This is a genomic window from Pseudoclavibacter sp. Marseille-Q434, from assembly GCF_050315415.1.
In the GTDB taxonomy this organism is placed as follows: Bacteria; Actinomycetota; Actinomycetes; order Actinomycetales; family Microbacteriaceae; genus Pseudoclavibacter.
Window position 1 is genome coordinate 1,295,051 of sequence record NZ_JBNPQH010000001.1, and the last position, 17,521, is coordinate 1,312,571.

The following is a 17,521-nucleotide window of genomic DNA, read 5'->3' on the forward strand; positions in this document are numbered from 1 at the left end:
AGACCTCTCCCCTCGATGACGCACGCCACCGCACGCCTCGCGCACTACGCAGACTTCTTCGCCTCCGGAAGCGACCCGTCTCCTGCCGGGGACGACCGGCCCATCGGCCTCACGATCGGCAACTGCCAGGCTGAGTCCCTGCGTCTCGCTCTCGGCGACGACGTGCGCTTCGTGCGCACGCCGCCCGTACACGAGCTCGAGCCAGCCGACCTCCCGCACCTGGAGTCGTGGCTCGCACGCGCCAGCTTCCTCGTCGCGCAGCCCGTGCGCGACGACTACCGGGGGCTGCCCGTCGGCACGAAGCAGCTCAGCACCAGGCTGCGCGCCGGTGCACGCACCGCCCTGTTCCCCGTCATCAGGTTCGCGGGGCTGTACCCGTTCCAGGCGATCGTCCGGCCACCGTCCGACACCTCGCTTGTGCCTCCCCTGGTCCCCTACCACGACCTCCGAATCCTGGCAGAGGCCGCGGGCCTGGACGCACTGCCCCAGTCGCCGTCGCGCGATGCGATCACGGCGGTCGGGGCCGAGTCGATCGCGCAGCTGCGGGCCCGCGAGGACCGCCACGGCACCGTGCGCGTCTCCGAGCTCTTCGCCCGCCCCTCGTTTGCGCAGGCTCGCACGATCAACCACCCGGGAAACCCCATCTGGCTCGCGACCGCGGAGCGCATCCGCGAGCGCCTCGGCCTCCCGGAGCGGGAGCTCACGCTCGACCGGGAGATCCTGGACTCGATCCACGCGCCGCGCGAGCAGGCGGTCATCGACGCCTGGGGCCTCGACGCGGAGGCGACCGAGTCGTGGACACGCGACGGCGAGCCGATCGACAGCGAACGCATCCGTGCCGCTCACCTCGAGTGGTACGCCGAGCATCCCGACGCCGTTGCGGCCGGATTCGCGAGACACGGCGCGACGATCGAGACGTTGAGGGCCGCGTGAACGCCCCTCCGCTGCTCCTGCACCGCGACGACGAGACCCACGGTGTCGACCAGTACGCCCGCGCCGTCGCGACGGCCGTCGCGAAGCTCGACTCCGCCGTGACCTACCGCAGCGCGCACGGGCTCGTCTCGTCGCAGCTCGCGCACGTCCACTTCACCGACCGCCTGTGGGGCAGCACGCCCGAGCGGGCGGCTGAGCGCTTCGAGCGTCTCGCCGCGCGCGGCCCCGTCAGCGTCACGCTCCACGATGTGCCGCAGGCCTCTGACGGAGCGAATGGCTTCCCCCGCCGCACCGAGTGCTATCGCCGAGTGGTCGCGGCAGCCGCCGGTACCGTCGTCAACAGCACGCACGAGCAGCGCCTGCTTGAGGTCGCTCTCGGGAGCCGCGTGCAGGTGCACGTCGTGCCGCTCCCCGCGCAGCCACCCCAGCCGCGACCCGACGGGTGGCTCCCGACCGACGAGGTCGCCGTGCTCGGCTTCTACTACCCAGGCAAGGGGCACCTCGAGGTCGTCAACGCTGTCGCCGCCATTCCGAGCGAGCGGCGGCCGCGCGTCGTCGCGCTGGGATGCGCGTCGGCCGGGCACGAGCAGGAGCTCGCGGACCTGGAGCGGTACGCGGGCGGGCTTGGCGTGGAGTTCTCGAGCACCGGCTTCCTCTCGCCCGAGGAGCGCCTCGAACGCAGCCGCAGCGTGGCCGTTCCGATCATCGCCCACCAGCACGTCTCCGCCTCCGGCTCCCTCACCGACTGGCTCTCCGCAGGCCGCAGGCCCCTGACCGTGGACTCCGCCTACTTCCGCGAGATGGATGCCATCCGGCCAGAGACCATGCACCTCGTTCGGTCTGGCGAGCTCGCAAGGGCGCTGCAGCTCGCGCTCCTGCAGCCCGAGTCGACGTGGCTCGACGACGGGACGTCGACCTCCCCGAGCATCGACGAGATCGCCCGCGCCTACCTCAGCTGGTGGGCGGCGCTGTGACCATCAGCACCCCGAGCCGCCCGCCGTTCGGACGCACGGTTCCGGGCAACCGCTGGGACCTGGCGGATGCGGACGGCGCTGACGGCGGCGCATCCGCCAGGTCGGTGTCGGTCATCGTCGCGCACTTCGAGCAGCAGGCCGAGCTCGACCGCACGATCGCCGCGCTCGCCAGGCAGACGCATCCGACGCAGCTCATGGAGGTCATCGTCGTCGACGACGGCTCCCGCGTGCCCCCGACGGTCCCGGCCGACGTTCGAGTGCTGGCGCAGGAGAACCTCGGGTTCCGGGCCGGCTCCGCCCGCAACCTCGGAGCGCGGGCTGCGACGGGAGACATCCTGTGCTTCCTGGACGCCGACACGTCCCCCGAGCCCGACTACGTGGCGCGCATGGCTGCGCTTCCGTCGTCGCTGCCGGAGGCGGTCGTCGCGGGCCACCGCAAGCACGCCGACTTCACCGGGGTGGACGTGGATGCTCCCGTCGAGACTGCCGGGCCGGCGCGCGAGCTCCCCGAACCCAGCTGGCTGGCTTCCGCCTACCGCGCGTCGAGGGACCTGCTCGACGCGGACGACCGCTCCTACCGGTTCGTCATCGGGGCCGTGTTCTCCTGCACGAGGTGGTTCTTCGACGAGACCGGCGGATTCGACGAGGACTTCCTGGGCTACGGCGGTGAGGACTGGGACTGGGCCAGCCGCGCCTGGCTGGCCGGCGCCGTGCTGGCGCACGAGCCCCTCGCCGTGGCCTGGCACGACGGTCCGGACTGGGCGGGACGGAGCTCAGGCGACGCGAAGCGGCAGGAGCAGAAGAACGGGGAGACGCTGCTGCTCGCGCAGAAGATCGGCGTCGTGGGCTCACGTCCGCGCGCCCTCCGCACGGTCGCCGCCGACGTCGTCGCGGTGCTGGCGTCCGCGCCGAGCGACGGCGCGGCCTTCGTCTGCGTCGACAGCCTGCTGGAGCAGCTGCCGCACGCGAGCGTCGTCGTCCCGGCCGACACGCATCCGCTGTTCGCGTCGGACCCGAGAGTGCTGTCCGCTTCGGGGCCGATCCCGCGGGGCCGCGTGCGCATCGACGTCGACGCCGCCGTGCACTTCGGCAGCCCCGTTCGGTCTGTCCAAGAGACCGGGGCTGCGACAGGAACGGAGTCCCCCGCGGTCGGGTCCACCGCCCTTCAGGACGCTGCCGCCCGAGTCGGCAGCTCCGACCTCGGCGCCGTGCGCGTCGGCGAGCACGTCACCGTGCGGTCCGAACGCGCGCTGCGACGCGAGGAACGCTGGGGCGAGGCAGCGGGCTGGCGCACCGAGTGCGTGACCGACGACGCTGTTCGCCCGCTTCCCGCCGACGTCAGTGTGGCCGCCCACCTCGGCGGGTGGCTCTCGCTCGACTGAGCTCCCACCGCATCGCGATCGCCTCAGCCCGCGCCCGCGCCCGGCAGCCTGGTCCGCCAGCTGGCCTCGAAGTCCGCATGCTGGTCCCACGTCGCCGCGAGCGTCACGAGCAGCTGCAGACTGAGCCGCTCGCCCTCGCTCGCCGGATCCGCGCCGAAGAGGTACTCGATCGCCTTCTCCTCGTCATCGGCCCCGAGCAGCCAGTCGACGATGTCGTCATCCTCCCCGCCGGTGACGGCCTCGCCCGCGAGAGCGAGCAGCCGCCGATACGTGCGCTCCACACCGTCGGGCAGTCCGCCTTCGTCGAGCCGCGCCACCACGAAATCCCTAGGATTCATGCGCTCATTCTGACGCGACTTCCCCACACATCCATGGGGAGTGGGCGGAAATCGCGATTGTAGGGAAAAATAGGAAGGTCGCCCTCACCACGGGCGTCGCTCGTTGCGGCTTCGCGCATCCGGAGCGCCCCGACCGAAGCCGCCAGGAGGCCGCCGCGTGCCAGCAGCAGCAGCAGCAGCTCAGACGACCGGACCGCGTCGCCTCATCGTGCAGACCGCGCTTGGCGTGAAGCGCTGGCTGGCGCCCGCGACCACCCTGTTCGTCTCGCACCAGCTGTGCGAGGTGGCAGTGCCGGTCGTGGTCGGGCTCGTCATCGACCGCGGCATCGTCGACCGCGACCTCCCGCAGCTCGCGGTCTGGGCCGCGGTGCTCGTCGGCGTCTTCGTGCTCCTCGCCTGGTCGTACCGGGCGGGCGTGTACTTCCTCGTCAACGGCATCCAGCGGGCCCATCACGAGTTGCGCATGCGCGTCAGCGAGCGCTCCCTCGACCCGCGCGGCTTCGGCGACCGGCAGCGGCCCACCGGCGAGCTGCTCGGCATCGGCGGCTCGGATGTGCAGCGCGTCGCGTTCGGCGGCCTCCTCTTCGTGCACCCGGTCGCCGAGCTGGCGGCGGTCGCGGCGGCCGGGGCCGTCCTCATCAGCATCGCCTGGCCGCTCGGCCTCGCCGTCATCCTCGGCGGCCCCGTGTTCCTGCTCCTGCTCGACCGCTTCGGGCGGCACCTCCGTGCGAGGGCTGAAGACCAGCAGCGGCTCACCGCAGACTCCGCCTCGCTGGCGGCGAATGCCATCGCCGGCTTCCGCACGCTCACCGCCCTCGGAGCGACGGGGCGCGCCTCGCGCAGCTATGCCGAGGCCAGCGAACGCGCCCGTGTCGCGGCGATCGCGACGCGCCGCGCCGAGGCGTGGTTCGTCGCCGTCTCGAGCACGGCGACGGGCATCTTCGTCGTCGCGATCGGCGTCATCGCCGCGGCCCTCGCATTCCAGGGCGCCATCACGGTCGGCCAGCTCATCACCGTCGTGGGTGTCGTGCAGGTCGTCATGGGCCCGATGGAAGCGCTCGCCGTCAACGTCGGAGCGGTGTGGGCCCGCGCGGGGGCCTCCGCGAAGCGCGTGCTCTCGCTGCTGGAGGCGCCGTACGCGCGGGAGACGCTCGTCGACACGACGAGGGTCGGCGAACCGCGAGACGACGATCGACGCCCGAACGGGACGGAGCCGGCTCTCGCCGTCGCCCGGCTCGCAGGCGAGCACCTGCGCGACCTGAGCTTCACCGTCGAGCGAGGTGAGACCGTCGGCATCGTCGCTGAGGCGCACGAGGCGGCCGAGCTCGTGCAGCTCCTCGGCGGTCGCATCCACCCGACGCAGGGATCCGTCACGATCGACGGCCTGCCCCTCGCCGAGGTCGACGCCGGCAGTCTCCACGAGCTGGTCACCGCGCCTCCGCACGCCGCGCACACGCTGCCCGGCACCGTCGCGGCCAACGTCGTCGGCATCGGCGCAGCCTCCCGTTCGCTGTATGAGGCGCACGAGGCGCTCGACGCGGCGGCGTTCACGGATGTCCTCGACCAGCTCCCCAACGGCATCCGCACCCCGCTCGGCGGCGCGGGCAGAACCCTCTCCGGCGGCCAGCGCCAGCGCCTCGCCCTCGCGAGGGCCCTCGCGGCACCAGCTCCCGTGCTCGTCCTTCACGAGCCGACCGGTTCGGTCGACGCCGTCACCGAGCAGCGAATCGGCGAGCGGATGCGCGCCGCCACCGCGAGCCGGGCCACGGTCGTCGTGTGCTCGAACCCGCAGCTGCTCGTGCGCGCGCACCGCGTGCTGGTGGTCCGCGACGGCGCCCTCGCCGCCGAAGGCACCCACGACGAGCTGCTCGCGAGCAACGCCGACTACGCGGAGGCGATCGCGTGAGCGCCACCACCCCGGGCTCGCAGGCCGAGGCCCAGCCAGCCGCACCAGCGCTCCCCATCGCAACCGGGAAGCGCTCCACGCGCCTTGCCTTGCACCTCCTGACGCTGCGCCCGTGGATGCTCGTGCTCGCGATCGTGCTGCTCGGCGCGGCCGCCGCGGCCGCCCTGCTGGTCCCAGCGGGGCTCGGGCGCCTCGTCGACGCCGTCACGGGTGTCGACCGGAGCCTCGTCGAGGTCGCCCTCATGCTGCTCGCCGGTGTCGCTGGCAGCGCGGCGCTCGGAGCGCTCGGGTCGATGGCGCTCGCCGCGGTCCTGGAGACGGCGCTGGCACGGCTCCGGGAGGACTTCGTGGCGGCGTCGCTCGCCCTCCCCGCCGTGCTGGTGGACGAGGTCGCCGACGGCGAGCTCGTCTCGAGGGCAACCGACGACGTCGACACGGTCGGCGAGGTCACGACGGGCGCCGTTCCCGCGGTCGTGTCCGCCGGCCTGGCGATCGTCGCGACGGGCGTCGGGCTCGCCGTGCTGAACCCGCTGTTCCTGCTCGCCATGCTCACGGTCGTTCCGGTGCACGCGTTCGCGCTCTGGCGCTACCTGCGGAAGGCGCCGCGCCTCTACGCCGCGGAACGCGTCGCCATCGCCTCGCGGTCCCGCGAGATGGTGTCCGCCATCCAGGCCCTCCCGACCGTGCACGCCTACGGGTGGGGCGGGGCTGTCACGGAGCGCATCCGCACCCGCTCCTGGAACGTGCTCAGGTGGGCGCTGCGCACCCGCATCGTGCAGAGCCGGTTCGGGTTCCGCATGAACATGGCGGAGGCGGTGGGCCTGACCTCCGTGCTCCTGGTCGGGGCGTGGCTCGCGTTCACCGACGCCGCGACGATCGGCGAGGTCACGACGGCGGCGCTGCTCTTCCAGGCCTTGTTCGGCCCCTTCATCTCGCTGCTCATGCTCGTCGACGACCTGCAGTCGGCTGGCGCCTCGCTCGCTCGCGTCGCGGGTGTCATCCAGCTGGCACCGGTCCCACCGGACGAGCAGCCGCGTGTGCGCGTTGCCCTCGGGGAGAGCCTCGCGAACGCGGGCGCGGCGATCGCCAGCGCCGCCGCTGGCGAACCGCCGGCCCCCGAGATCGCCCTCGAGTCCGTGGAGGCCGCCTACCCCGGGCGCCCGGTCGTGCTCTGGATCGACGAGCTGCGCATCCCCGCCGGCCAGCGGGTCGCCGTGGTCGGTTCGTCCGGCGCCGGCAAGAGCACGCTCGCCCGCGTGCTCATGGGCCTCCTCGAGGTGCGCGATGGGCACGTCGACGTCGGTGGCCTCGATCCGGCAGAGATGAGCGAGCTCGAACGCGCGAGTCGCATCGTCATGGTGAGCCAGGACGTGCACGTCTTCTCCGGCACCCTCCGCCACAACCTGCTCATCGCGAGGGAGTCGGCGAGCGACGACGAGCTGCGGGATGCGCTCGAGTCAGTCGCGGGCCCCCGCTGGCGGCACACCTTCACCGACGGACTCGACACGATGATCGGCGAGGGCAACGCAGAGGTGAGCGCAACGGATGCGCACCGCCTCGCCCTCGCGCGTGCGCTCGTGACGCGGGCGCCGATCGTGATCCTCGACGAGGCGACGGCGGATGCCGACACCGCCGACGCTCGCGACCTGGAGGCCGCCGCGGGGCGGGCGCTCGCCGGGAGGACGGTCGTGACCATCGCCCACCACCTGTCGCAGGCGAGCAGCGCCGAGCGGGTGCTCGTCATGGAGCACGGCCGGGTCGTCGAAGATGGAACGCACGACGAGCTGCTCGAGATCGAGGGACCGTACCGCGAACTCTGGGCTGCCTGGACCTCGCACCGCGCGTAGGCGGAGGGCGGCGGTGAGGGTCAGCGCTGAGCACTACCCGGCCCGCTCGGAGTGGCCTGTCGCCCCGCCACCTCGCTACAGGGGTCCGAGCACTGCCGCCGGGTCTGCGTCGAGAGCCAGCGTCTCCAGCACCCCGAGCAGCTGGCGCTCCTCGTAGCGGAAGTGCGACTCCATGATCGCCGCGATGCCCTCCAGGTGCCGGTCCAGCTCGCTCGGCGACTCCCCCGCATCCACGGACGCCTGCAGCCCGGAGATGAGGTGGCCGATCATCGAGTGGTCCTGCTGCAGGCGGGCGAGCGTGTCGCGCAGCTCGGGATGCGCCGCAGCGATCGCGGGGAACAGCTCGCGGTCCTCGCCCCGATGGTGACCGTCGAGCGCGGTGCAGAAGCCGTGGCAGTACAGCAGCAGGTCGCGGGTGGCGGGCTCAGCCGGGTCGCCGCGCTTCACTGCCTCACGCGTGACGGCCAGGGCCTTGCGCAGCCGCGCGTGGACGGCCCTCAGCTCGCTGCTCCACGCGGCCAGCCGGTCCTTCTCCTGTGCACTCATCTGATCGCCTCGCTCACCAAGATAGTCATCGCGTGGCAAGTACGCTCGACGGCATGAGTGCCGCCGACAGCAAGACCCTGCGCGACCGCTGGACCTCCTCGGAGCTCTCGTCGCTGCGGACCCAGCTCGCGCGGCTCTCCGAGGTGGTTCCAGGGCCGCATCGCATCACGCCGAGCTGGCACGATCCGGCATCCTCGGTGACCGACCTCCGAGGGCTGCAGGCCGGCAGCCTCGGCGTGAGCATCACCCACCTCGAGGTCTCCGAGGTCGACGCGAGCAGTTTCACGGGCGGCCTCACCATCCGGGACAGCACGCTCACGCACGTCCGCTTCGAGCACGCGAAGGTCGCGGCGCACGCACGACTCGAGGGTGCTCTGCGGGCCTGCACCTTCACGGGGGCGAACATCCCGCAGGCGTCCATCGGACCCGAGGTGTCGAACTGCTCGTTCGCCGACTCGAAGCTGCGACGCCTCCACGCTGTGCCAGGAACCGTCTTCTCGAACTGCAGCTTCGACGGCGCGGAGCTGTCGGGGGCGGAGTTCACCAACACGCGCTTCATCGACTGCAGCTTCACCGGCGCGAAGTTCAATGCGGCCACCACGTTCCACGGCTGCACGTTCGTTGGCGCGTCCCCGAAGTTCGGCAAGGCGAGCGAGACGGGCACGAAGATCGAACCGCTGGCTGGCTGACGTGGCCCGCCACACCCGGGAGCGCGCGGGCTGAGAGAGTCATAGCAACCTCATACGCGCTGGTACGTACTGAACGGGGCCGTGCTCGAGCCTTCCACGCGCAGGCACTGCGTTCAACGGCGCGTGCCTGGTTCCGTGAACGGCGTTTCTCATGCCGAACTCATGACCCGGGTCGTTCCCCGGGTTTCGCGGTGGCACGGTCGGCCGCCCCTCTCAGCATTCAGCTGAGGGGCCTTCCTACCGTCGAGCGCATGTCATCTTCAGCGAACGCCGCACTGCTCATCCTCCGACTCGCCCTCGGCGCCACCATGCTGCTGCACGGCATCCAGAAGCTCACGACGACCGGGATCGGCGGCGTGCAGGAGATGCTCGGCAGCCTCGGCATCCCCCTCGCGGACGTCGCCGGGGCTGCGCTCCCCTTCGTCGAGATCGTCGCCGGCGCCCTGCTCATCGTCGGGCTGTTCACGCGAGTCGCCGCCGCGCTGCTCGCGGTCGTCTCCCTGGGGGCCATGTTCACCGTGCACTTCACTGCTGGCTTCTTCGCCCAGGACGGCGGGTACGAGTTCGTGCTCGTGCTGGCGCTCGTCGGCATCGCGCTCGTGCTGACCGGTGGGGGCCGCTGGGCGGCGGATGCGCTCATCCGTCGGCCTCGGAGCAACCGCGAGAGCCACCCCGAGAGCCACTCCGAGCGTCGGTCTGCAGCTCAGGTGGCCTGATACCTAGTCCGCCTAGCTACTTGCGGCGAGTCGCGCCCGAGTGGCCGAGGTTTGCGATACGGTCCAATCCACCGGCCCCCCTGCTCCGAATCTCCTCGCACACGGGTGAAGTGACCCGGCGCGCGAAAGGCGGCTGCAGTGCTGGAATCGACAACCCCTCTCCTTGTGGGCCCCGAGACCATCGGATCCGCGGGCACGTACCGAAATGTGACCGACCTGCTCGTCCGACGCCTGGAAGTCGCGCCAGATCACGCCGCATTCGACGTGCCGAGCGACTCCGCTGACCGCTCCGCTCCCTGGCGTCAGGTCTCCACGCGCGAGTACACCGACGCGGTCCGGGCTGTCGCGAAGGGCCTCATCGCCCTTGGCGTGCGCCCCGGTGATTCGATCGCGATCATGGCGCCCACCCGGTACGAGTGGGCCGTCGCCGATCTGGCGGTCTGGTTCGCCGGGGCCGTCGTCGTGCCCATCTACGAGACGTCGGCGCCCACGCAGGTCTCCGCGATCATCCACGACGCCCGCGTCGTCCTCGCGTTCGGCGGCAGCGCGCAGCACGTGCGTCTCCTCGAGGAACCGCTCACCGAGCGCGGCAGGGACGCCCTCGGCGTCTGGTCGATGGATGCGACCTCTGGCCGGAACGAGGGACGCGACCTCGACCGCCTCGCCGCGCTCGGGGCCGGTGTGGCGGATGAGGCGCTCGAGGAGCGCCGACTGCTCGCGACGCCCGACTCTCCCGCGACGATCGTCTACACCTCCGGGACCACCGGCGAGCCCAAGGGCGCCGTCCTCACGCATGAGAACTTCCTCGGACAGGTGCTCAACATCGCGGCCGCCTACGGCGAGGTCGTGCACCCTGCCGGCAACACGATCATCTTCCTGCCCCTCGCCCACGTGCTCGCGCGAGGCCTGCAGCTCATCTGCCTCGCCAGCGGCATGCGCATCGCCCATCTCGCCGACCCGGCCGCTGTCGTGGGAACGCTCGGACAGCTCACGCCGACATTCCTTGTCGTCGTGCCTCGAGTGCTGCAGAAGATCCAGGCCGCCGCGGGGGCCAAGGCCGCGGCCAAGGGCCTCGGCAAGGTCTGGGCTTCGGCGCAGCGCACGGCGGTGCAGTGGGGCGCGTTCCGCGAGACCGCCAGCCCGACGACGCGTGCACCGATGGGTCTGCGCCTCCGCCACGGCGCCTTCGACCGGCTCTTCTTCAGCCGCCTCCGCGAGGTCATGGGCGGCCGCGTCACCCACGTCCTCTCCGGCGGCGCCACGCTCGATGCCGAGCTGTCCCTGTTCTTCGGCGGCATCGGCGTGCCCGTCATCGAGGGCTACGGTCTCACCGAGACCACGGCGCCGCTCACCGGCAACCTGCCGAACGACATCCGCTCCGGCACCGTCGGCCGGCCGCTCCCCGGGTCCACGGTCCGCATCAGCGACGACGGCGAGATCCTCGCCCGCGGCATCGGCGTCTTCAGCGGCTACCGCAACCCGGAACACAACCGCGACGCCTTCGTCGACGGGTTCTTCCGCACCGGCGACCTCGGCCGCCTCGACGAGCAGGGGCGGGTCGTCCTGGAGGGCCGCCTCAAGGACGTCATCGTCACCTCGAACGGCAAGACGATCGTGCCCATGAGGTGGGAGTCGTCGGTCGAGTCCGACCCGCTCGTCTCGCACGCCGTCATGATCGGCGAGGGACGCAACTACCTGTCCGCGCTCATCATCCTCGACCCGGAGGCGCTCGCCGAGTTCTCGGCGGAGATCGCCGCCGCCACCCACCCGGACCCCGCGCACCACGAGCTGCTCACCGTCGTGGACGCCCGTGCGCGCGACCACGTGCAGGCGGCCGTCGACCGGGCCAACGCGCTCGTCGCCCGAAGCGAGCAGGTTCGACGCTTCACGCTCATCGCGACCGACCTCGAAGACCCCACCTTCATCACGCCGACGCTGAAGCTCAAGCGCGCCGCTGTCCTGCAGCGCAGCACCGACGCCGTCGCGGCCCTGTACGCCTGACGCACGGCCCCACCGACTTTCCCCGTTCACCCGGCGCCAGTTCCAGGCGCCCGACGCCTCGAGAGGCACCAGCATGAGCAGCGAGACCACCGCGAGCAGCAGCACCGCCGGCAAGAAGAACAGGGCGACGATCGTCACGATCCTCATCGCCCTCCTCATCGGGGCGCTCGTCGCCCTCGCCGGGAGCCAGGGCGGAGCGCAGCTCGCCGGCATCCCCCTCTACGCGTGGGCGGTCGCGGCGGCCTTCCTCATCCAGGTCCTCGTGTACCTGCCGTCCGCGGCAGCGAAGACCGAGCGCTTCTTCGACCTCACGGGAAGCGCGACGTTCATCGTCGTCACGATCGGCCTCCTCGTCGCGGCCCCCGAACCGGATGCGCGCGCCTGGGTCCTCGGCGCCATGGTCATCCTGTGGGCGCTCCGCCTCGGGTCGTTCCTCTTCGCGCGCATCCACCGCTCCGGCTCCGACGACCGCTTCGACGACATCAAGGGCGACAAGCTGCGCTTCCTTCGCGTCTGGATCATGCAGGGGCTGTGGGTGAGCCTCACCGCGGCCGCGGCCTGGATCGCGATCGCGGGCGGAACCGACGACCGCGAGCCGTTCGGCTGGCTGGGCGTCGTCGGCATCGTCGTGTGGGCGGCCGGGTTCATCATCGAGGTCGCCGCCGACCTGCAGAAGAACGCCTTCAAGGCGGATCCCGCGAACGAGGGCCGCTTCATCCGCTCGGGCCTCTGGTCGCGTTCGCGCCACCCCAACTACTTCGGCGAGATCCTGCTCTGGGTGGGCGTCGCCATCGTCGCCGCGCCGGTCCTGGTGGGCTGGCAGTGGGTTGCGCTCATCTCCCCCATCTTCGTCGCACTCCTGCTCCTGCGCGTCAGCGGCGTCCCGCTGCTTGAGGCGAAGGCCGACAAGAAGTGGGGCGGCGACGCCGACTACGAGGCGTACAAGCGCGAGACGCCGGTGCTGCTGCCGCGGCTCACGAGCCCGAAGGCGTAGCGCCCGGACGGGGGTCCTCAGGTCGAGGGTCTCCCGGACGCCCGCCGCGCTTGGCCAGGCGGGCGAGGATCGCACCCGTCACGATGCCGAGGACGAGCCCGAGGGCGAGGCCGATCGCCCAGCTGTCGAGGATGAGGGCGAGGGCGACGCCGATCGCGAGTCCGACAGCGATGCCGGTCCCCATCTGGGTCGAGCCGTTGGTGCCGCCACCTCGAGTGCCGTCCTGCTGCGTGCTGTCCATGTCATCTCCCATCGTCGTTTCCGTTGCGCTCAACGCTACGGAGCCGACGCGGGCCGTGCTTCCCCCCGGCGGCTGACATCCCTCCCCCTGGTGCCGGAGATGCGACTCACCACAGCGGAGGACGGTGGCGCACCTGCGGGCGGATGCGTGTCCGCACCCGCCCGCCTGTCCACCGTCTCGCGGAGGTCCTACGAGAACTCCGGGACGACCTTCTCGATGAACAGCTCGAGCGAGCGCTTCTTCTGCTCGTGCGAGAGCGAGTTGTCGCTCCAGAAGCTGAACTCGTCGACGCCGAGCGCCTCGTACTCGCGCAGCCGAGCGATGACCTCATCCGCCGTGCCGATCATTGCGGTCTTGTGGAGCGCCTCGGGCGTGAACTCGGGCCGTTCGGCGAACTTCGCCGCTGGGCTCGGCTCGAGGAACCCGTCGACGGGGTCGGTCTTGTTGCCGAACCAGGCATCGAACGTGCGGTAGAACTTGTTGACGCCCTCGGCTGCCGGACGCCACCCCTCCGGGTCGGCGTCGTCGTGCACGTAGGTGTGGCGCAGCACCATGATGTCGGGGCGTGCAACCTCCGGATGGTTCGCGACGGCCGTCTCGAACTTGCTCACGAGGTCGGCGACCTCCTCGTCGCCCTTCATGAGCGGCGTCACCATGACGTTGCAGCCGTTGGCGACGGCGAAGTCGTGCGTGTCGGGGTCGCGGGCCGCCACCCACATGGGCGGCGTCGGCCGCTGAACGGGTTTGGGCACGCTCGTCGAGACGGGGAACTGCCAGATCTCGCCGTCGTGCGCGTAGTCGCCCTGCCACAGCTCGCGGACGGCGGGGATGAGCTCGCGCAGGTGCTGCCCGCCCTCCTTGCCCGGCATGCCACCGGCCAGGCGGTCGAACTCGAACTGGTACGCACCTCGGGCGAGCCCCACCTCTGCGCGGCCGCCGCTGATGACGTCGAGCAGCGCCGTCTCGCCGGCCACGCGCAGCGGGTTCCAGAACGGGGCGATGATCGTGCCGGCGCCGAGCCGGATCCTCGTCGTGACTGCTGCGAGGTATGCGAGCTGCGGCATGGGGCTCGGCGAGATCGTGTACTCCATGGAGTGGTGCTCGCCGATCCACACCGTGCTGAAGCCGGCTTCCTCCGCGAGGAGCGTCAGCTCGACGAGCTCCGCGAACAGCTGCTCGGTGCTGACGGAGTCGTCCCAGCGCTCCATGTGGATGAACAGAGAGAAACGCATTGTCGTGTCCTTTCGAGAGTGGATGTGCTCCGCGGTCAGCTGCGGCGGGCTCGTTCTGCGATCGTCGTGTTGCCGCGCGACCAGTGCTCGTGCTCGATCTCGCGGACGACGACCGTGATGTTCTCGGGCGCGGCCCCGACGGTCTCTTCGGCGACGCGGTGGACGCCGTCGATGAGGGCGCGGAGCTGCTCGGGTGTGCGCCCCTTGGCGATCGAGATGTCGATGAGTGGCATGGCCCCTACCCCCGCATCACGAAGGGGTCGGCGACGGGTGACTCGTCGGTGTTGATCCACACGCTCTTGAGGCGCGTGTACTCGTGCATCGACTCGATGCCGTGCTCGATGCCGACGCCGGAGCTCTTGAAGCCCTGCCTCGGTGACATGGGCGACATGGCGCGGTAGGTGTTGACCCAGATCGTTCCCGCCTCGAGTCGGCGAGACATGCGGTGCGCCCTGGCGAGGTTCTGCGTCCAGACGCCGGCGGCGAGGCCGAACTCGGTGTCGTTGGCGAGGCCGACGACCTCATCCTCGGTGTCGAAGGGCATGATCGCGGCGACCGGTCCGAAGATCTCCTCGCGGACGACGCGCATGCTGTTGGTCACGTCGGTGAGCACGGTCGGCTCGAAGTAGTAGCCGGGGAGGGCCACGTCGGGTCTGCCGCCGCCCGCGTAGAGGGTTGCACCCTCGTCGACGCCGATGCCGACGTAGGAGCGGACCTTGTCGAGCTGGTCGCCGAACGCGAGGGGCCCCAGCTCGGTCGCGTCGTCGAGGGGGTCGCCGATGACGATCGACTTCGCCCGCGTCGAGACGCGCTCGAGCAGCTCGTCGTAGACGGACCTGTGGGCGAAGACGCGGCTCCCGGCGATGCACGTCTGCCCTGCGGCCGCGTAGATGCCGGCGATGACGCCCATCGCCGCGTTCTCGATGTTCGCGTCGTCGAAGACGATGTTCGGGCTCTTGCCGCCGAGCTCCAGCGTGCACCCGATGAACCGGGCCGCGGCGCTCGCCGCGATCGCGGAGCCCGTGCGAGTCGACCCGGTGAAGGAGATCTTCGCGATGGTGGGGTTCTCGACGAGCGCGGCGCCCGCCTCTGCCCCGAAGCCCGTGACGACGTTGACGACGCCGTCGGGGAAGCCTGCCTCGCTCGCGAGCTGCGCGAAGCGGAGCACGGTGCGCGACGTGTACTCGCTCGGCTTGATGACCACGGTGTTCCCTGCGGCGAGCGCCGGGGCGAGCTTGGAGGTCGTGAGCGTGAGCGGGGAGTTCCAGGGCGTGATCGCGCCGACGACGCCGAGCGGCTCGTGCTGCGTGTAGTTGAGGATCTGCAGGTTACTGGTCGGGATCTGCGAGCCCTGGATCTTGTCGGCGAGACCGCCGTAGTAGTAGAGGTACTCGGGCAGTGAGGCGAGCTGGCCGCGCATCTCGCGGAGGAGCTTGCCGTTGTCGAGGCTCTCGAGGCGGGCGAGCTCGTCGGCGTTCTGGGCGACGAGGTCGCCGAGACGCCGGAGGAGCTTCCCTCGCTGCGTCGCGGTGAGGCCGCTCCAGCTGGGCGCCTCGAACGCGCGTCGCGCGGCGGCGACGGCCAGCTCGACGTCGGCCGCATCGCCGCGGGCCGCCTCGTAGAGCACCTCGAGGGTCGCCGGGTTGATGCTCTCGAAGTAGGCGCCGCCTGCGGGGTCGCGCCAGGACCCATCGATGAAGTGTCCGTAGCGGTCAGTCATGGTGTGCTCCTTCGTGATGCCGTTGGATGGAGAGTTCTGCGTCGCCGATGAGCGCTTCGAGCTCGTCGACGAGCGTGGAAGGTGCTTCGACCGGGAGCATGTGCCGCACGCCGGGGACGACTTGGGTTCGCGTGCCGGGGATGGCGTCGGCCAGCCTGCGGGTCATGTCCGGGGTCGATCCTGGGTCGAGCTCCCCCGTGATGGCGAGGGTCGGCGCCGTGATCGCGCCGAGCGCGTCCGACACCTGCTGGTCGCCGGTCGCGAAGATCTCGTACGCGTGCCCGAACGACTCGACGTCGTTGGCCTCGAGCACTCGCCTCGTCTCGGCGATCGTCGAAGCGCTCACGCCGCTGCCCGAGTACCAGCGTTCGAGCGACCGCTCGACGGTCGCGCCGAAGTCGGTGCCCGCCGAGGCGAGACGCTCGAGCACCGCGGCACGTTCATCCGGTGTGCGTCGGCAGACCGAGCTGACGCAGGTGAGCGTCGCGACGCGCTCCGGTGCGCGGCTCGCGATGTGCTGCGCGGCGAGCGCGCCGAGCGAGAAGCCGACGAGGTGGATCGGCCCGTCAGGCAGTCGCCGTTCGATGTCGGCCGCGAAGTCGGCGAGCGAGGTTGGTGCGCGCAGCGGGGGCTGGGCTCCGTGGCCGGGAAGATCGAGAGCGACGGCCCGCTCGCCGAGCAGGGCCTCGACCGGGGCCCACATCGTGCGGTCGAGCCCCACACCGTGCAGCAGCACGATGGGGGTCTGCTGCGCCTGGGTCGAGCTCACGGTCGCTCCCCTAGAGCTCGGTGGAGAGCGCCGCGAGCCGCTGCTGCGGGCGTCCCTGCGCCGCGCCTGCCAGCGCGATGAGGATCTCGTCCGGGTGCGGCGCATCCGCGATGCGCACCTCGAACGACTGGTGGTGCGAGCGGATGGTCGCGTCGGTGAAGTGCTTGAGGGGGATGTCGAAGGCCACTCCGGCCGGCCCGCGCTTCTCGACGGCGGGGAGCAGCGTGCTCGCGTTCGCCGCCTTGCGGAAGTGATCGCCGAACTTGAGCGTGTGGATCAGCGCCGACCCGTGCTCGACCTCGCCGTTCAGGCCGATGATCGCCGCCTTGCCGTAGGCCTCGAGCGGAGCGCCGAGCGCCTCGATGACGCGGGGTGCGAGCAGCTCCCCGAGCTCGGAGGCGACCGCGTCGATGCCCGCGGTCAGGTCCTCGACGAAGCCCTGGCCAGCCCACGGGTTGTCGATGATCGCCGCGACGACCGCTGTGCGTGCCGCCGGTGAGACCTCGCGGCCTCCCTCGATGAGCGTCTCGTCGACGATGGTGATGACTCTGCGAACCTTCATGCGGTGATTCCTTTCAGGATGTCCGAGGTGACCGGCACGTCAGTCGTGCGGTCGCCGATTCGGGGATGTGGGCGGGGTCCAGAGGAAGCGACCGCGATGACCGCGATCTCGTCGCGGTGCGGCGCATCCGCGAGGTGCACGTCGAGCGATTGGTAGTGGCTGCGCGTCGCGGCCGCAGTCTTGTGCCAGAGCGGCACACGGAGGTCGCCGCCGGCATCAGCCCTGGTGTCGGAGAAGCAGATGATCGAGGTGCCCTCGAGGAACTCGCGCAGCAGGTTCCCGAAGTACGGGGTGTGGATGAGGGCACCCGCGTGCTCGATCTCGCCCTCGAGCCCGACAACCGCCGCCTTGCCGAAGGCCTCGACCTTGCCGGCACCCCCGAGGGCAGCGAGGAGTCGGTCGCTGAGGAGCTTTGCGACGACCGGCGCGACCTCGGCGGTCGCTTCGGTGAGGTCGGCGAGCTTGCCCTGCCCGATCCACGGGTTGCGGACGACCGCAACGGCGCTTGCCTGCCGGATCGCCGTGGGCGCGTCGACGCCGCCGTCGGAGATGACGTCCTCGTACGCGGTGAAGATCTTCCGAACCCCGAGCGCGACGGCCCGTTCGAGCAGGGCATCGCCGTGCTGCTCTGTTGCAGTGACGGTGGTGGTCATGGTGGCTCCTGGTCTTCC

At 71.1% G+C, this 17,521-nt stretch carries 18 protein-coding genes; 9 read left to right on the forward strand and 9 right to left on the reverse strand.

Annotated features, from left to right (window positions below; translation table 11 throughout):
* The first annotated feature begins 15 nt into the window (after positions 1-15).
* Genes ACQFZP_RS06240 through ACQFZP_RS06250 form a run of 3 tightly spaced genes read left to right on the forward strand, consistent with a single transcriptional unit; the run spans position 16 to position 3,289 of the window.
* Positions 16-933: a WcbI family polysaccharide biosynthesis putative acetyltransferase gene (locus ACQFZP_RS06240; protein ID WP_211890644.1), complete on the forward strand. Its 918-nt coding sequence runs from the start codon at positions 16-18 to the stop codon at positions 931-933.
* Positions 930-1,907, forward strand: a complete 978-nt coding sequence (locus tag ACQFZP_RS06245; protein ID WP_211890645.1) for a hypothetical protein — start codon at positions 930-932, stop codon at positions 1,905-1,907. The genes ACQFZP_RS06240 and ACQFZP_RS06245 overlap by 4 nt, the downstream gene beginning before the upstream one ends.
* Positions 1,904-3,289, forward strand: a complete 1,386-nt coding sequence (locus ACQFZP_RS06250) for a glycosyltransferase family 2 protein (RefSeq protein ID WP_211890646.1) — start codon at positions 1,904-1,906, stop codon at positions 3,287-3,289. Before ACQFZP_RS06245 ends, ACQFZP_RS06250 begins: the two co-directional genes overlap by 4 nt.
* Positions 3,290-3,312: 23 nt before the next feature.
* On the opposite strand, the gene ACQFZP_RS06255 is transcribed toward ACQFZP_RS06250, so the two are convergent.
* A complete protein-coding gene (locus ACQFZP_RS06255) occupies positions 3,313-3,627 on the reverse strand; it encodes a hypothetical protein (protein WP_211890647.1) in 315 nt (104 codons plus the stop codon).
* 157 nt (positions 3,628-3,784) lie between these two features.
* On the opposite strand from ACQFZP_RS06255, the gene ACQFZP_RS06260 reads away from it, so the two are divergent.
* Positions 3,785-5,533: an ABC transporter transmembrane domain-containing protein gene (locus ACQFZP_RS06260; protein WP_211890648.1), complete on the forward strand. Its 1,749-nt coding sequence runs from the start codon at positions 3,785-3,787 to the stop codon at positions 5,531-5,533.
* Positions 5,530-7,380 carry an ABC transporter ATP-binding protein gene (locus ACQFZP_RS06265; RefSeq protein WP_211890649.1) on the forward strand — a complete coding sequence of 617 codons (1,851 nt, stop codon included), beginning with the start codon at positions 5,530-5,532 and terminating at the stop codon, positions 7,378-7,380. Before ACQFZP_RS06260 ends, ACQFZP_RS06265 begins: the two co-directional genes overlap by 4 nt.
* Positions 7,381-7,455: 75 nt before the next feature.
* On the opposite strand, the gene ACQFZP_RS06270 is transcribed toward ACQFZP_RS06265, so the two are convergent.
* Complete coding sequence (locus tag ACQFZP_RS06270) at positions 7,456-7,926, reverse strand: hemerythrin domain-containing protein (protein WP_104311665.1); 471 nt, start codon at positions 7,924-7,926, stop codon at positions 7,456-7,458.
* 32 nt (positions 7,927-7,958) lie between these two features.
* On the opposite strand from ACQFZP_RS06270, the gene ACQFZP_RS06275 reads away from it, so the two are divergent.
* The 4 genes from ACQFZP_RS06275 (at position 7,959) to ACQFZP_RS06290 (ending at position 12,326) form a co-directional block, all read left to right on the forward strand.
* Positions 7,959-8,615 (forward strand): pentapeptide repeat-containing protein, encoded by a 657-nt coding sequence (locus ACQFZP_RS06275; protein WP_211890650.1) that lies wholly within the window; start codon positions 7,959-7,961, stop codon positions 8,613-8,615.
* Between the two features lie 251 nt (positions 8,616-8,866).
* Positions 8,867-9,331, forward strand: coding sequence for a DoxX family protein (locus tag ACQFZP_RS06280; RefSeq protein WP_211890651.1), 465 nt, complete (start codon positions 8,867-8,869; stop codon positions 9,329-9,331).
* A gap of 138 nt (positions 9,332-9,469) precedes the next feature.
* Positions 9,470-11,332, forward strand: a complete 1,863-nt coding sequence (locus ACQFZP_RS06285) for an AMP-dependent synthetase/ligase (RefSeq protein ID WP_104311662.1) — start codon at positions 9,470-9,472, stop codon at positions 11,330-11,332.
* A 73-nt stretch (positions 11,333-11,405) separates the two neighbouring features.
* Entirely contained in the window at positions 11,406-12,326 is a 921-nt protein-coding gene (locus ACQFZP_RS06290) for a DUF1295 domain-containing protein (RefSeq protein WP_211890652.1), read from the forward strand.
* Here ACQFZP_RS06290 and ACQFZP_RS06295 read toward each other — a convergent pair.
* From ACQFZP_RS06295 to ACQFZP_RS06325, 7 genes are all read right to left on the reverse strand, one after another.
* Positions 12,307-12,567 carry a hypothetical protein gene (locus tag ACQFZP_RS06295; RefSeq protein ID WP_104311660.1) on the reverse strand — a complete coding sequence of 87 codons (261 nt, stop codon included), beginning with the start codon at positions 12,565-12,567 and terminating at the stop codon, positions 12,307-12,309. The genes ACQFZP_RS06290 and ACQFZP_RS06295 overlap by 20 nt on opposite strands.
* A 188-nt stretch (positions 12,568-12,755) precedes the next feature.
* Positions 12,756-13,799: an LLM class flavin-dependent oxidoreductase gene (locus tag ACQFZP_RS06300; protein WP_104311659.1), complete on the reverse strand. Its 1,044-nt coding sequence runs from the start codon at positions 13,797-13,799 to the stop codon at positions 12,756-12,758.
* Between the two features lie 35 nt (positions 13,800-13,834).
* Positions 13,835-14,032 (reverse strand): tautomerase family protein, encoded by a 198-nt coding sequence (locus tag ACQFZP_RS06305; protein WP_104252646.1) that lies wholly within the window; start codon positions 14,030-14,032, stop codon positions 13,835-13,837.
* 5 nt (positions 14,033-14,037) lie between these two features.
* Positions 14,038-15,519 carry an aldehyde dehydrogenase gene (locus ACQFZP_RS06310; protein ID WP_211890653.1) on the reverse strand — a complete coding sequence of 494 codons (1,482 nt, stop codon included), beginning with the start codon at positions 15,517-15,519 and terminating at the stop codon, positions 14,038-14,040.
* Positions 15,512-16,288 (reverse strand): alpha/beta fold hydrolase, encoded by a 777-nt coding sequence (locus ACQFZP_RS06315; RefSeq protein WP_307852761.1) that lies wholly within the window; start codon positions 16,286-16,288, stop codon positions 15,512-15,514. Before ACQFZP_RS06315 ends, ACQFZP_RS06310 begins: the two co-directional genes overlap by 8 nt.
* A 10-nt stretch (positions 16,289-16,298) precedes the next feature.
* The gene (locus tag ACQFZP_RS06320) at positions 16,299-16,850 is read right to left on the reverse strand and encodes an amino acid synthesis family protein (RefSeq protein WP_104311656.1); all 552 of its coding nucleotides are present in this window, start codon (positions 16,848-16,850) and stop codon (positions 16,299-16,301) included.
* Positions 16,847-17,503, reverse strand: coding sequence for an amino acid synthesis family protein (locus ACQFZP_RS06325; protein ID WP_211890655.1), 657 nt, complete (start codon positions 17,501-17,503; stop codon positions 16,847-16,849). The genes ACQFZP_RS06320 and ACQFZP_RS06325 overlap by 4 nt, the downstream gene beginning before the upstream one ends.
* Between the last annotated feature and the right edge of the window lie 18 nt (positions 17,504-17,521).

Bases quoted from the DNA above. Each gene is read 5' to 3' on its own strand.
- ACQFZP_RS06240 (WP_211890644.1), top strand. From the start codon at position 16: ATGACGCACGCCACCGCACGCCTCGCGCACTACGCAGACTTCTTCGCC.
- ACQFZP_RS06255 (WP_211890647.1), bottom strand. From the start codon at position 3,627: ATGAATCCTAGGGATTTCGTGGTGGCGCGGCTCGACGAAGGCGGACTG.
- ACQFZP_RS06270 (WP_104311665.1), bottom strand. From the start codon at position 7,926: ATGAGTGCACAGGAGAAGGACCGGCTGGCCGCGTGGAGCAGCGAGCTG.
- ACQFZP_RS06280 (WP_211890651.1), top strand. From the start codon at position 8,867: ATGTCATCTTCAGCGAACGCCGCACTGCTCATCCTCCGACTCGCCCTC.
- ACQFZP_RS06290 (WP_211890652.1), top strand. From the start codon at position 11,406: ATGAGCAGCGAGACCACCGCGAGCAGCAGCACCGCCGGCAAGAAGAAC.
- ACQFZP_RS06295 (WP_104311660.1), bottom strand. From the start codon at position 12,567: ATGGACAGCACGCAGCAGGACGGCACTCGAGGTGGCGGCACCAACGGC.
- ACQFZP_RS06300 (WP_104311659.1), bottom strand. From the start codon at position 13,799: ATGCGTTTCTCTCTGTTCATCCACATGGAGCGCTGGGACGACTCCGTC.
- ACQFZP_RS06305 (WP_104252646.1), bottom strand. From the start codon at position 14,032: ATGCCACTCATCGACATCTCGATCGCCAAGGGGCGCACACCCGAGCAG.
- ACQFZP_RS06310 (WP_211890653.1), bottom strand. From the start codon at position 15,519: ATGACTGACCGCTACGGACACTTCATCGATGGGTCCTGGCGCGACCCC.
- ACQFZP_RS06320 (WP_104311656.1), bottom strand. From the start codon at position 16,850: ATGAAGGTTCGCAGAGTCATCACCATCGTCGACGAGACGCTCATCGAG.
- ACQFZP_RS06325 (WP_211890655.1), bottom strand. From the start codon at position 17,503: ATGACCACCACCGTCACTGCAACAGAGCAGCACGGCGATGCCCTGCTC.